The following is a 13329-nucleotide window of genomic DNA, read 5'->3' as shown; positions in this document are numbered from 1 at the left end:
GGTCTTGGAAGAGGGTTGCAATTGGCTAAGGAAATAGATGCCTCGGATTACGTCATCGCCCCCGATCCCGGCGCGGAGCGTCTGACCCGCGCGGTTGAGGGCGTAGACCAGAATGGCGCGGTCAGCCGGATCTCGGTCGTGGAAGAGCGGCCCCTGACGATCTTCCTCAACGCGCAGGAAATCGTGACTGCGATGACGATTGGCGATTACCCGGAATACCTGGCGCTGGGTTTCCTGCGCAATCAGGGCATGCTGTTGGCGGATGACGAAATTACCCGCGTCGACTACGACGATGATCTTGAAACTGTCGTGGTCCGCACCGCGCGCGAGACCTCTTACGAGGACAAGCTAAAGAAAAAGACCCGCACCAGCGGTTGCGCGGTCGGTACAGTTTTCGGTGATATGATGGAGGGGCTAGAGGGCGTTCGCCTGCCGCAAGTTCAGGTGCGAACCTCGTGGCTGTATGATCTTGCGGCAAAGATCAATCGAACACCTTCATTGTATCTTGAGGCAGGTGCAATTCACGGTACGGTCCTGTGCCATGAAAACCGGCCACTGGTCTATATGGAAGATGTGGGCCGTCACAACGCGGTCGACAAGATCGCCGGTTGGATGCTGTCCGAAGGCGCGGCGGCGGATGACAAAATCCTTTATACCACTGGCCGTCTGACCTCGGAAATGGTGATCAAGACCGCGATGATGGGCATCCCGGTTCTGGCGTCCCGGTCCGGTTTTACCGCCTGGGGTGTCGAGATCGCGCGCGAGGTTGGCCTGACCCTGATTGGCCGTATGCGCGGGCAGCGGTTCGTGTGTTTGTCGGGTGAAGACCGATTGCTGCGCGACGCCGACCCCGCGAGCATCGCGGTTGAAGACAAAAAGCACCGCAGGAAAAGCTCTCGGGTTTGAAACTCCATCGTTGAAACGCGATGATCTGAGGGCTTTGTGGAACTGATCAACCTTGTTGCGCTGATACTGGCGGTGCTTCTGACCAAGCGGGAAAGTTATAGGGCCCTCGAAACTGTGGCTGTTTGTCCTGCACCACGTTTATCCACCTGCGTTCCAATTGGATTAAGTTCGATCTACAACACGCGAGTGACAGATTTCTCGTCGCGCAGCATGAAGGTGCAGGAATGACCAAACCTCTTGGCGTCATACTCGCAGGCGGTCTGGCCACCCGCATGGGGGGCGGAGACAAAGGCCTGTTGCAGATCGGTGGTCACAGCTTGCTGAGCCACGTTGTCGACCGTTTGGCCCCTCAGGTGGAGGGTTTGGCGCTGAACGCAAATGGCGATCCGGCGCGGTTCCGTGAATTGGGCCTTCCGGTGGTGCCAGACAGTATTGAAGGGTATGCGGGTCCTCTGGCAGGGGTTCTCGCCGGTCTCGACTGGGCTCATTCGCAGGGGGCAGATCGCATCGTGACCGCTGCGGCCGACACTCCGTTTTTCCCGCGTGATTTGGTGGCGCGTCTATGCCAAGCCGCTGAAGCGCAGGATCACCCGCTGGTGCTTGCGACCACGCCGCGCCGCGCGGATGAGGCGCTGAAATCCGGTGGGGGCCGAGGCGTCAATCGTCACCCGACATTCGGACTTTGGCCCGTGGCGCTGCGCGACGATCTGCGCGCGGCACTGAACGACGGGCTGCGCAAGGTCGTGTTGTGGACTGATCGGCACAACGGGCGCGAGGCCTTGTTTTCAGCCGAACCGTTTGATCCGTTTTTTAACGTCAATACGCCCGAGGATTTGGCGCTGGCGAAAAAACTGTTGGAGCAGGCATGAGGGTTTATGGCGTCACCGGTTGGAAAAACGCGGGCAAAACCGGCTTGATGGAGAGATTGGTGGCCGAGATCACCGGGCGCGGATTTACCGTCTCGACCGTGAAACACGCCCATCACAGCGTTGACGTCGATCAGCCCGGCACCGACAGCTATCGTCACCGGGCCGCCGGGGCGTCCGAGGTTCTTTTGGCCTCGGGCCAACGTGTCGCGATCATGCAAGAACTGCGGGGCGCTGCCGAACCTACGCTGGACGAACTATTGGCGCGCCTTTTGCCCGTGGATCTGGTTCTGATCGAAGGGTTTAAACGTGAAGCTCACCCCAAGGTCGAGGCGTTTCGGGCCGAGGCCAACAATCCTCTGATCGCGCCCGAAAACTCCACCATCCACGCTGTTGCCAGTGATACACCGCTGGAACTGGACCTTCCTGTTTTTGACCTGAATGACACTCCGGCCATTGCAGAGTTCATTTTGCATGAGGTTGGTTTGTGATCGGGTTCGACAGTTTTGCCATGGTCGACTGGTCCAGTGGAAACGACACCGGCCCCCGGCCGCGCAAGGATGCGATCTGGGTCTGTGTCGTGCGACAGGGCAAAGTGGACGAAGGGCCAACCTATTTCAGAAACCGTAAGTTGGCAGAGCAATGGCTGCACGATCTGATTACAACTGAGATTGAAGCGGAACGGCGGCTGTGTCTGGGGTTTGATTTTCCTTTCGGTTATCCCAAAGGTTTTGCCCGCGCTCTGACCGGATCGGACGATCCGCTTGGACTATGGGAATGGTTTGAACACCGGATCGAGGATTCGCCAAGAGCAAATAACAGGTTCGATCTGGCCGGGGAGATCAACCGCCTTTTTGGCGGTAAGGGACCGTTTTGGTTCAATGGTCTCAAGCGTGAGATTGACGGTCTGCCGAAGACCAAAGCCGACTATCACTCCCCGTTTCCCGAGCGACGCAGCGTGGAGTTGGCGCCGGAAGCCAAGGGCAGCTTTAGCTGCTGGCAGATGGGCGGGGCTGGTGCGGTAGGCGGTCAGATGATGACTGGACTGCCCGTGCTGACCCGTCTGCGCCGCACTTTTGCCGGAAAGGTCGCGGTTTGGCCGTTCGAGGTGCTGGACACTCCGGTTGCGTTCGTGGAAATCTGGCCCTCGCTCACCCTCGGGACCGCACCGGAAGGCCGGATAAAAGATGCTTGGCAGGTCGAGCAGGTCGCGCTGTCGCTGGCGGGCATGCCGATACAGGATTTGGCGCGGCACCTGAATGTCAGCGCAGCAGAGGAAGGTTGGATTTTGGGAGTGTCACAACGCAAACCGAATATCGCGCCGCCCCCTTTGCGCAATGACTGTTTTGCCTTGCCAGCGGGGATAAACTGGACGCCGGTTGACGAAGCGCTGGGCCTATTGCGCGAACGCTTAACGGTGGTGACGGCAGCAGAAAGCCTGCCGGCAATGCAGGTCAGCGGGCGCATTCTGGCCGAAGATGTTTTTGCCAATCGTTCAAATCCACCGCAGCCCAACACGGCCGTGGATGGATACGGTTTTGCCGGTGCCGCACCAGAGGGCGCGCAGGTCATGCCGTTGTGTGACGGGCGTGCGGCGGCCGGTATCCCTTTCGATGGGGTGGTGCCGGGTGGTCAGGCGCTGCGCGTTTTGACAGGGGCAGCTCTGCCAGCAGGTGTGGATACAGTTATACTGGAAGAAGATGTAACCGTGCAGGACAATCACATCGCCTTTCACGGCCCGCTGAAACAGGGTGCCAACACCCGCCGGGCAGGTGAGGACGTGGCAGAGGGCGATTTGGTTCTGACGGCCGGGCGCAGGTTGACGCCAGCCGATCTGGCGCTGCTGTCTGCGACGGGGGGTGCCGACGTGCAGGTGCGCAAGCCATTGCGCGTCGCGGTTCTGTCCACCGGAGACGAGTTAATCGAACCCGGAGGGACCGCAAGCCCGGGTCAGATATACGATGCAAACCGCCCCATGTTGATTGCGCTAATGGATCGCATGGGGTTTCAAGCGGTGGATTTGGGGCGTGTGCCGGACGACCGGGAAACGTTGCGCGACCGGTTGAACAGCGCTGCAGAACAAGCGGATGTGATCCTGACCAGCGGCGGTGCCTCGGCTGGGGATGAGGATCACGTCTCAGCCCTGCTGCGAGAGGCGGGCGCGATGCAGGAATGGAGGATCGCGCTGAAACCGGGGCGTCCTCTGGCACTGGGTATGTGGGAAGGGGTGCCAGTTTTCGGCCTGCCCGGAAACCCGGTCGCGGCCATGGTCTGCACGCTGATTTTTGCGCGCCCCGCGCTGGGCCTGATGGCGGGTGAGGGGTGGCAAGAACCGCAGGGGTTCGACCTGCCCGCCGCATTTGAAAAACGAAAGAAACCGGGGCGCCGCGAATATCTGCGTGCCCGTGTCAGGGATGGCCGGGCCGAGGTGTTTGCCTCCGAAGGATCGGGCCGGATCAGTGGCCTCAGCTGGGCCGAGGGGCTGGTTGAAATCGAAGACGGCGCGCGCCACATCAAGCCGGGCGAACTGGTCCGGTTCATCCCCTACAGCAGTTTTGGGCTTTAGTCGAAGGTCCCTGCAACGCGTCCCAGCAACATGAACGCCCGTGCGGTGCGGGTTTCCCCCAACGCGGTCAGGTCAGAGTCACTAGCCTCGGGCTCAAAATCGACGATCATGTGGTCGAAGCGGCGCAGGAAATGATGCGCGGCATCGCGGAAGATCGGGTCCTGCTTCATCCGGGCCGCCGTCAGCGCCAGCGAGGATCGGTCGCGAATCCCTCCAAGCGCCGCGACCGAGCGGCCACGCGCACCCTGTGCGAACTGCCGCCAGATTTCTGGGCGTGCCATGTCAGGGCGCAGGTCGTCCATATAGATACCTTCTTGGCTCAGCAGGGTCAGAACATCCTGCGAAGCCTGCACCAATTGCGCAGTCTTTCGATCCTTCAGCGCCAGACGCAGGGCATCGAACCCTTCGGAATCGTCCTGCGTTTCCGGGAAGTTCAACGCGCGAATGAAAACCTCGGTGCTCAGCGGCGGTGCGATATCTTCGGCCTGTGTGCCCAGTTCCAAAGACGTCTGATCGCCTTTGATTTGCGGTTCGGGTATGCGCGGAGGGTCCGTGCGTTTGGTGGAAAACGTGGCCAGCGCAGTTTCGGTCTTTTTTGCGGTCTCGGCGATTTCGTCCAGCTTTTTGCTGACCGCCGGCTCATAGGAACTGGCGGCGCGTTGCTGTTGCACCACATACGCCTGGCGGATTGCGTCAATCGCGGTTTGCAAACGTTCGCTTTCTTCACGCATGACGCGGCTGGCTCGCATGGCCGTGGCGGCGACCCAGACCATCGCTACCGGCATGAACACCGCCAGCAAAGTCACCACAAAGCCACCGCCCTGAACCTTGTCAGGCAGCACCAGGAATACAACCGATATAATCAGCCACAGAAGGCTGAGTGCTATCGCCACGATCTCGATCCCGGTTACGGACGGACGTGATGGCCTGTCATAAATGCCCAGCGATGTTTTGCGCTCAGGTTCGTGCTCGGGCGTGGGCTCGGACATAGGAGCACTCCGGTCAGACGTACTCGATCGTCAGGATTTCGTAGGCCCGCACACCGCCGGGGGTGCGCACCTCGACACTGTCGCCCTCTTCTTTGCCGATCAGCGCGCGGGCGATTGGGGACCTGATGTTCAGCAAGCCGTTTTCGATGTTGGCCTCATATTCACCAACGATCTGCCAGGTCTTTTCCTCGTCCGTGTCCTCATCGACAAGCGTTACCTTGGCACCGAATTTGATTGCACCGGACAGCTTGGCTGGATCGATCACATCCGCCAGCGAAAGGATGCCTTCCAGCTCTTTGATGCGGCCCTCGATAAAGCCCTGCTTTTCGCGGGCCGAATGATATTCCGCGTTTTCCTTGAGGTCGCCCAGTTCGCGTGCCGTTGCGATGGCTTCGATGATCGCAGGGCGTTCAACGGATTTCAGGTTTTTCAGTTCCGCCGCAAGCGCGGCATTGCCCGCAGGCGTCATTGGAATCTTTTCCATGTTCTTGTCCGTCCACGCATAAATTGATGCGCCCCGCCGCAAAAGGTAAGCGTCGGGGCGATGTGTTGGGTTGCTAAATACCTGACCCAAATGCAGTGCGAATTGCAAGAGGGCTTGAAAGCGCAACGCGCGGAATACGGCCTAGTTGTAACTTATGACCTCGAATTCGATGCCATTGTCATCGTCGAAATAGAACCGTTTGCCGGGTTCATAGTCCGCGTGGGACTTGGGAACAAAACCTGCGTCTTTCACTTTCTGTTCGGTGGCGTCGATGTCTTCGACCAGAACACCCACATGGTTCAGCCCGCCGATGATGTCATAGCTGCTTTCGCCGGAAGGCTTTGGGGCGCTGGGCGCATAGAGCGCAAGATAGGTATGCGCGCTGCCCACATGCACGGTGTAGCCGCCCGCAATGGCCGGGCCTTCCCAGCGTGTTTTCCACCCAAAAACCTTATGCATCCACGCGGCCGAGGCCTGTGGATCGCGGACCGTGAAATTGGTGTGTTCAAGCGTTGCCATCATGGGATCTCCTTTTCCGTCTTGAGGCTTGTCCCGACTCACCGTAATTTCTAAACCTCACTTGAGGTCAAGGTATTTATTGGGGGATGAAATGGCAGTATCCGAGGGGCTGGCAATCGGCGCATTGGCAAAGCGAACGGGATTGGCTGTTTCGGCCATTCGATACTATGAGGCGCAGGGGCTGATCGCGCCTTGGCGCAATGCCGGTGGGCAAAGAAGGTACCAGCGCGCAGACATCCGGCGACTGAGCTTCATCATTATTGCCCAACAGTTCGGCTTGTCACTGCCGGAAATCCGTAAAGTTCTGACCGGTCTGCCCGGAAATCGCACGCCGACACCGCAGGACTGGAAGGATATCAGTGTAAAGTTGCGCGCTCACCTTGATCAGCGAATCGCTGCCCTGACGCGGTTACGTGACAATTTGGACGGGTGCATCGGCTGTGGCTGCCTGAGCCTGCCCAAATGCGCACTTTACAACCCCGATGACCGCGCCAAGTCTAAAGGCAGCGGCCCCAGGTATCTATTGGGCGACGCGCCAGAGACATAACTGCCGCATAGCAGCAATGTTACGCCGTGTTTAGATTGACCAAGGTCTTTCAGAGCATGTAATCAGCCGTGAAACAAAATTGCGCCGACCGCGCGTGAAAAGCGCCAATTCGGAAAGTTAGCTAGGGAGCCCGCGATGGCCGAAATTGAACGCGAAGCGATGGAATATGACGTGGTGATCGTGGGTGCAGGCCCTGCAGGCCTGTCTGCGGCCATCCGTTTGAAGCAGCTGGATGCCGATCTGAACGTCGTTGTTCTTGAGAAGGGTTCGGAAGTGGGCGCGCATATCCTGTCTGGCGCAGTGCTTGACCCTTGTGGACTGGATGCCCTGATCCCCGATTGGAAGGAAAAAGGCGCGCCGTTGAACGTGCCGGTGAACGAAGATAATTTTTACATGCTGGGCGAAGCGGGCCAAATCCGCATCCCGAACTTCCCTATGCCACCGCTGATGAACAACCACGGCAATTATATTGTCTCGATGGGAAATGTCTGCCGCTGGATGGCAGAGCAGGCCGAGGAACTGGGTGTGGAAATCTTCCCCGGCATGGCGTGCTCGGAGCTTGTGTACGGCGACAATGGCGAGGTCAAAGGCGTCGTCGCAGGTGTGTTCGGGCTTGAGGCCGACGGCTCGATCGGTCCGAATACCGAGCCGGGCATGGAACTGCACGGCAAGTACGTGTTCCTGTCGGAAGGTGTCCGCGGATCGTTGTCCAAAGAAGTGATTGCCCAGTATGACCTGTCTGCCGGGAAAGAGCCGCAGAAATATGGCGTCGGCATGAAAGAGATCTGGGAAATCGACCCGGCCAAGCACAAGGAAGGCACGGTCACGCATACCATGGGCTGGCCTCTGGGCAGCAACGCCGGCGGTGGGTCGTTCATCTATCATCTTGAGAACAATCAGGTCTATGTCGGCTTTGTGGTTCACCTGAACTACAAGAACCCCTACCTTTATCCCTACATGGAATTCCAGCGGTTCAAGCATCACCCGATGGTGGCCGAGCTGCTCAAGGGCGGTAAGCGCGTGGCCTATGGTGCGCGGGCGATCACCGAGGGTGGCTATCAGTCGATGCCAAAACTGGTTGCGCCGGGTGTGGCGTTGCTGGGGTGTTCGGCGGGTATGGTTAACGTTCCGCGCATCAAGGGCAATCACAACGCGATGCTGTCGGGTAAAGCCGCAGCGGAGGCTGCCTATGATGCCATCAAGGCGGACCGGTCTGGTGATGAGCTGTCCGCGTATGAGACCGACGTGCGCACCGGAGCTATTGGCGCTGACCTCAAAAAGGTCCGCAACGTCAAACCGCTGTGGTCGAAATATGGCCTGACCGCCTCGCTGGTGTTGGGTGGCATGGATATGTGGACCAATACGCTGGGCTTTTCGCTGCTGGGCACATTGGGCCACGGTAAGAATGACGCCGAAGCAACCGAGGATGCCAGCAAGCATCAGCCCATCGACTATCCAAAACCCGATGGCACGCTGTCATTCGACCGTCTGACCAATGTCTCTTTCGCGATGACGAACCACGAAGAAAGCCAGCCTTGCCACCTTAGACTGGCTGACCCCGAGGTCCCCGTGAAAGTCAACCTGCCCAAGTTCGATGAACCGGCACAGCGCTATTGTCCGGCAGGTGTGTACGAGGTGGTCGAAGATGACGGTGATCCGCGGTTTGTGATCAACTTTCAGAACTGTGTTCACTGCAAGACCTGTGACATCAAGGACCCCAGCCAGAACATCACCTGGACCACGCCGCAGGGAGGGGATGGGCCGAATTATCCCAACATGTAAGCAGAAAACCGGGCAGTGGCGGCGTCGTGAAGGCTGCGCCATTGCCTCTTGTCCGCCAAAGCCCTAGCTTGTTTCGCAGATAAGACTAACAAGGCAGTATTTTGGTGTTTTCTCTGGCTCGTCGCGCAACAGTCGCAGCACTTTTCATCTCGTCATTTATGTTTCCGGCTGTGGCGGACACAGGGTCTGGCGCCTATCTGGCGGGTCGTCAGGCGGTTTTCCAAAATGATTATGCGGCCGCCGAGAAGTTCTATGCGCAGGCTCTGAAAGCCGATCCTGAAAACCCCACGCTTTTGGAAAGCGTTGTTGTCGCCCGGCTGGCCCTGGGTGAGGTAAAACGCGCCCTTCCCGTGGCGCAGGTGATCGAGAATATCGGCCTGAATAGCCAGGCAGCCCGCATGGCGATTGCAGCCAATCTGGTGGCAGACGATAAACTGGACGAATTGCTGGCCCGGGACCCCGAAACACAGGGTGTCGGACCGTTGGTCGACGGGCTGATGCAAGGCTGGGCGCATATGGGTCGCGGCGCTATGACCAGCGCGATGGAGCAGTTTGACGCGGTTTCGACCGAAGACGGGCTGCGCGATTTTGCAATGTATCACAAGGCGTTGGCGTTAGCCTCGGTTGGCGATTTCGAGGGTGCGGAAGAGGTTTTTGCCGCAAACAACAATGCGGTCGCCCGCTTTTCGCGCCGCGCGGCTTTGGCCAGGGCCGAAGTCCTGTCGCAACTGGACCGCAACGATGATGCGCTGCAGTTTCTGAATGACGTTTTCACCGCGGGCAGCGATCCATCCATCGAAAGCTATCTGGCCCGCTTGACCGCTGGTGACAGGCTGCCGTTCACCCACGTCCAAAACGCGCAGGATGGCATGGCCGAGGTGTTCTTTACCGTCGGTGCCGCACTAAGCAACGAAGCAGCGCAGAACTATGTTCTGTTGTTCGTGCGCACTGCCGTTTTTCTGCGCCCCGACCACGTGGACGCCATCCTGCTGAGTGCCGAGCTTTTGGATGCGCTAGAGCAATACGATCTGGCGGTGGAAGTTTATCGAATGGTGCCTGCAAGCAGTAATGATTATCACGTCGCTGAACTTGGGCGGGCCGAAGTTCTGAGCCGGTCGGGCAAAAAGGACGCCGCTGCCGAAGTACTGCAATCGCTGGCCAGCCAGAACCCGAACCTACCCAGTGTGCATGTCGCATTGGCGGACCTGCAGCGCCAGCAAGAGGAATACTCAAGCGCTGTTGCGTCATACAACCGTGCTATCGAATTGACCGAAGACACCTCGGGCGGCAATTGGTTCCTGCATTATGCGCGTGGAATCTCACATGAGCGGCTCAAGCAATGGGACGAGGCCGAAGCAGATTTCCGCCGCGCGCTTGAGCTGAACCCGGACCAGCCGCAAGTGCTCAATTATCTTGGCTATTCGCTGGTCGAACGGCAGGAAAAGCTGGATGAGGCGTTGGACATGATCGAACGTGCCGTCGCCGCGCGGCCTGACAGTGGCTACATCGTCGATAGTCTTGGCTGGGTCCTGTTTCGTCTGGGGCGGTATGCTGAGGCGGTCGAACATATGGAGCGCGCGGTCGAGTTGATGCCGGTCGATCCGGTGGTAAACGACCATCTGGGTGATGTGTATTGGGCTGTGGGTCGCGCGCGTGAAGCGGAATTTCAGTGGAAACGCGCCCTCTCGTTCATCGATCCTGCTGATGCGGATGGCGAGGCCGACCCGGAACGCATTCGCCGCAAGCTGGAAGTTGGGCTGGACGCGGTTCTGGCCGAAGAAGGCGCCGACCCTTTGAAGGTTGCAAATGGCAACTAAGGCCTTTGCGCCCGCTAAGGTAAACCTGACCCTGCACGTTACCGGTCAACAGGCCAATGGGTATCATGAGCTGGATTCGCTCGTGGTGTTTGCCAATGTCGGTGACACCTTGGAATTCTCACCGGGTCCCGATTTGTCGATGGCTGTGATTGGGGAACATGCAGCCGGGGTGCCAGTGGACGGCCGGAACCTTGTTTGGAAAGCAGCCGAAGCCGCAGGTTGGACCGGGCATATCGTCCTGAAAAAAGTGCTGCCCCATGGCGGTGGTATCGGTGGGGGGTCATCCGACGCTGCCGCGACCCTGCGGATGGCGGCAGATCAGGGTGCGTCCGTCTCGTCGGAGGCGGCGTTGTCACTTGGTGCGGACGTCCCGGTCTGCTGGCTGGCGCGGGCAGCCCGGATGCGAGGCATCGGCGAGCGGCTTGACCCCATCTCGTTACCGCAATTGCCCGCCTTGCTGGTCAATCCGGGTGTCGAGATCCCGACAGGCGCGGTGTTCTCAGCCCTCGAAAGCCGGGAAAATCCGCCGATGCCCATGGAAATCCCGTTATTTGAGACCCCGGCGGATTGTGCCGAATGGCTTCGGCATCAACGCAACGATCTTGAGCCGCCGACGACGGGGTTAGCGCCTGACGTGGCCCGCGTGCTTGAGGCGTTGTCCGACACGAAACACGCCCTGCTGGCCCGCATGTCAGGATCGGGGTCAACGTGCTTCGCGCTGTATCCCACGATGAAAGATGCGCATTTCGCAGCTTACGAGATTGGTGCAGCACACCCGAACTGGTGGTGCCGCGCGGCGCAGCTTAATTAAGGCGCGCGACCACGTAATCAGCCAGATCACGCAGTAGCGTGCGGATTTCGTGATCTGGCAGTGCCTGCAGCGCCGCTTTCGCTTTGTCGGCCCAATTGAATGCGTCTGACCTTGTGGCATCGAGCGTGCCATACTTTTCCATCAGGCCCAGTGCATGGTCCAGGTCGCCTTCGTCCTGACGCCCCCTGCTTATGGTGCGTTCCCAAAAGGCATATTCGTCCGGTGTCGCTTGCGCTACGGCCTTTATCACCGGCAACGTCAACTTACGCTCGCGGAAATCATCCCCGACATTCTTGCCGGTAGTTTGGCTATCACCCTGATAGTCCAGAAGATCATCAGCGATCTGGAACGCGATGCCCAGGGCGTCACCATATTCAAACAGAGCCTTGACCTGATCCTCTGACGCCCCGGCGATGACGCCACCCACCTCGGTTGCTGCTGAAAACAGGGCTGCCGTCTTGCCGCGCACGACTTGCAAATAGACAGCCTCATCCGTGCCCAGATCGGTGGCTGCAGTCATCTGCAGCACTTCGCCTTCGGCAATTGTGGCCGACGCATTTGCCAGAATGTCCAAAACGCGCAGCGATCCGGTTTCAACCATCAATTGGAAGCTGCGGGAGAACAGGTAATCGCCGACAAGAACACTGGATTTATTGTCCCACAAAAGGTTAGCGGTAGGACGCCCGCGCCGCTGGGCGCTCTCGTCCACGACGTCGTCATGTAACAGTGTCGCCGTGTGAATGAATTCAACCGTCGCAGCCAGACGTATGTGGTGGTCGCCCGAGTAGCCGAACAAGCGCGCCGTCGCCAAAGTCAGCATTGGGCGCAGACGCTTGCCGCCAGCCTCGACCAGATGCGCGGTCACTTCGGGAATGCGCGGCGCATGTTCCGAAGCCATACGCGTGCGGATCAGCGTGTTGACCGCATCCATTTCGCTGGTCAGAAGATCCGCAAGACGCTCATGCGGTTTCGTGATCGTGTCGGTATCCATCACACTCCTGATACAAGGCTCGACTTTCAGCGCACCTTGCCCTTACATCCATCCCCATGAAAGAACTTTTGCGCAGCACCGATCCGACGATCCTGGCCTTTGCTTCTGCCCTTCTCGAGGGTGAGGATATAGACTGCTTTCAGATGGACGTAAATATGAGCATCCTCGAAGGTGGAATTGGCATCTTCCCGCGCCGCCTGATGGTGCGAACCGACGATCTTTCCCGTGCAGAGCGGGTCATGCGCGACAATGACATCCCGCTGGGCCGATGAGCCGGTTCGCCGATAATGATCTGACCTGTAATGATTTTCTGAACGGGCGTTTGCGCCTGTGGCAACCGCGTGCGGGTTATCGTGCAGGGGTTGATCCAGTGCTTCTGGCGGCTGCGGTTCCGGCAACGTCCTCGCACACGGTGCTGGAACTTGGCTGCGGCGTAGGAGCTGCAATTCTTTGTGTTCTGACACGGGTACCAGGTGTACGGGGCGTCGGGGTGGAGTTGCAGGCACCCTATGCCGATCTTGCGCGTCGCAATGCAGCTGAAAACAACCTGGCGATAGAAGTGGTTGAGGCCGACCTCAGCGTCCTTCCTGCGGGTTTGAAGCAACGCCAGTTCGACCATGTCATCGCCAATCCACCCTATTACCGTGCTGGGGCACACAGTGGTGCATCCGATGACGGACGGCGAATTGCATTAGGGGAAGTTACACCGCTGGACAGGTGGTTTGACACGGCCGCCAGACGCCTGGCACCGCGGGGCCATCTACACATGATTCAGAAGGCTGACCGCGTGCCAGACATGTTGGCTGGCTGCGCGGGGCGCTTAGGCTCGGTCGAAATTCTGCCATTGGCGGCACGGGCAGGTCGCTCTGCTGAACTGGTGATTCTGCGGGCCAGAAAAGGCGGAAAGGCAGCTTTTCGTCTGCACGCCCCATTGATTTTACACGCCGGTGAGCGTCACGAAAAAGACGGCGAAAGCTATACGCCTCAGGTCGTGGAAGTGCTGCGTCACGGCGCCGCGATAAGCCAGTTTTTCTCAAAATAGGCATTAACC

Annotated in this window: 14 protein-coding genes; 10 read left to right on the top strand and 4 right to left on the bottom strand. The window is 59.0% G+C overall.

Annotated elements, in window-relative coordinates:
- The first annotated feature begins 15 nt into the window (after window positions 1-15).
- From AC2FIT_RS10270 to AC2FIT_RS10255, 4 genes are all read left to right on the top strand, one after another.
- Window positions 16-906 carry a formate dehydrogenase accessory sulfurtransferase FdhD gene (locus tag AC2FIT_RS10270; RefSeq protein WP_496829124.1) on the top strand — a complete coding sequence of 297 codons (891 nt, stop codon included), beginning with the start codon at window positions 16-18 and terminating at the stop codon, window positions 904-906.
- A gap of 224 nt (window positions 907-1130) precedes the next feature.
- Window positions 1131-1775 carry a molybdenum cofactor guanylyltransferase MobA gene (mobA, locus tag AC2FIT_RS10265; protein WP_496829122.1) on the top strand — a complete coding sequence of 215 codons (645 nt, stop codon included), beginning with the start codon at window positions 1131-1133 and terminating at the stop codon, window positions 1773-1775.
- Window positions 1772-2263: a molybdopterin-guanine dinucleotide biosynthesis protein B gene (gene mobB / locus AC2FIT_RS10260; RefSeq protein WP_496829120.1), complete on the top strand. Its 492-nt coding sequence runs from the start codon at window positions 1772-1774 to the stop codon at window positions 2261-2263. The genes mobA and mobB overlap by 4 nt, the downstream gene beginning before the upstream one ends.
- A 20-nt stretch (window positions 2264-2283) precedes the next feature.
- Window positions 2284-4338 carry a molybdopterin-binding protein gene (locus AC2FIT_RS10255; RefSeq protein WP_496829268.1) on the top strand — a complete coding sequence of 685 codons (2055 nt, stop codon included), beginning with the start codon at window positions 2284-2286 and terminating at the stop codon, window positions 4336-4338.
- Here the strand turns inward: AC2FIT_RS10255 and AC2FIT_RS10250 are convergent.
- From AC2FIT_RS10250 to AC2FIT_RS10240, 3 genes are all read right to left on the bottom strand, one after another.
- Window positions 4335-5327 (bottom strand): hypothetical protein, encoded by a 993-nt coding sequence (locus tag AC2FIT_RS10250; protein ID WP_496829118.1) that lies wholly within the window; start codon window positions 5325-5327, stop codon window positions 4335-4337. The genes AC2FIT_RS10255 and AC2FIT_RS10250 overlap by 4 nt on opposite strands.
- Before the next feature lie 13 nt (window positions 5328-5340).
- A complete protein-coding gene (gene greA, locus AC2FIT_RS10245; RefSeq protein ID WP_068338048.1) occupies window positions 5341-5811 on the bottom strand; it encodes a transcription elongation factor GreA in 471 nt (156 codons plus the stop codon).
- A 141-nt stretch (window positions 5812-5952) separates the two neighbouring features.
- The gene (locus tag AC2FIT_RS10240) at window positions 5953-6333 is read right to left on the bottom strand and encodes a VOC family protein (RefSeq protein ID WP_496829115.1); all 381 of its coding nucleotides are present in this window, start codon (window positions 6331-6333) and stop codon (window positions 5953-5955) included.
- An 88-nt stretch (window positions 6334-6421) separates the two neighbouring features.
- Here AC2FIT_RS10240 and soxR point away from each other — a divergent pair, with 88 nt between their 5' ends.
- The 4 genes from soxR to AC2FIT_RS10220 all read left to right on the top strand — a co-directional run bounded on the left by soxR (window position 6422) and on the right by AC2FIT_RS10220 (window position 11287).
- A complete protein-coding gene (gene soxR, locus AC2FIT_RS10235; protein WP_496829113.1) occupies window positions 6422-6877 on the top strand; it encodes a redox-sensitive transcriptional activator SoxR in 456 nt (151 codons plus the stop codon).
- Window positions 6878-7012: 135 nt separating this feature from the next.
- Window positions 7013-8659, top strand: a complete 1647-nt coding sequence (locus AC2FIT_RS10230) for an electron transfer flavoprotein-ubiquinone oxidoreductase (RefSeq protein ID WP_496829111.1) — start codon at window positions 7013-7015, stop codon at window positions 8657-8659.
- 158 nt (window positions 8660-8817) lie between these two features.
- Complete coding sequence (locus tag AC2FIT_RS10225) at window positions 8818-10476, top strand: tetratricopeptide repeat protein (protein WP_496829109.1); 1659 nt, start codon at window positions 8818-8820, stop codon at window positions 10474-10476.
- Window positions 10466-11287: a 4-(cytidine 5'-diphospho)-2-C-methyl-D-erythritol kinase gene (locus AC2FIT_RS10220; RefSeq protein WP_496829107.1), complete on the top strand. Its 822-nt coding sequence runs from the start codon at window positions 10466-10468 to the stop codon at window positions 11285-11287. The genes AC2FIT_RS10225 and AC2FIT_RS10220 overlap by 11 nt, the downstream gene beginning before the upstream one ends.
- Here AC2FIT_RS10220 and AC2FIT_RS10215 read toward each other — a convergent pair.
- Window positions 11280-12278 (bottom strand): polyprenyl synthetase family protein, encoded by a 999-nt coding sequence (locus tag AC2FIT_RS10215; RefSeq protein WP_496829105.1) that lies wholly within the window; start codon window positions 12276-12278, stop codon window positions 11280-11282. The two genes, AC2FIT_RS10220 and AC2FIT_RS10215, sit on opposite strands and share 8 nt — an antisense overlap.
- Before the next feature lie 56 nt (window positions 12279-12334).
- Here AC2FIT_RS10215 and AC2FIT_RS10210 point away from each other — a divergent pair, with 56 nt between their 5' ends.
- Both AC2FIT_RS10210 and AC2FIT_RS10205 read left to right on the top strand, forming a co-directional pair.
- Entirely contained in the window at window positions 12335-12550 is a 216-nt protein-coding gene (locus tag AC2FIT_RS10210) for a putative signal transducing protein (protein WP_068338058.1), read from the top strand.
- On the top strand, window positions 12547-13320 hold the full coding sequence (locus tag AC2FIT_RS10205) for a tRNA1(Val) (adenine(37)-N6)-methyltransferase (RefSeq protein WP_496829103.1): 774 nt from the start codon (window positions 12547-12549) through the stop codon (window positions 13318-13320). Before AC2FIT_RS10210 ends, AC2FIT_RS10205 begins: the two co-directional genes overlap by 4 nt.
- The last annotated feature ends 9 nt before the right edge of the window (window positions 13321-13329 follow it).

The organism is Ruegeria sp. YTSA135 (genome assembly GCF_059610165.1).
Note: the sequence above shows the minus strand (reverse complement) of the source record. Positions and strands in the feature narration are given on the sequence as shown.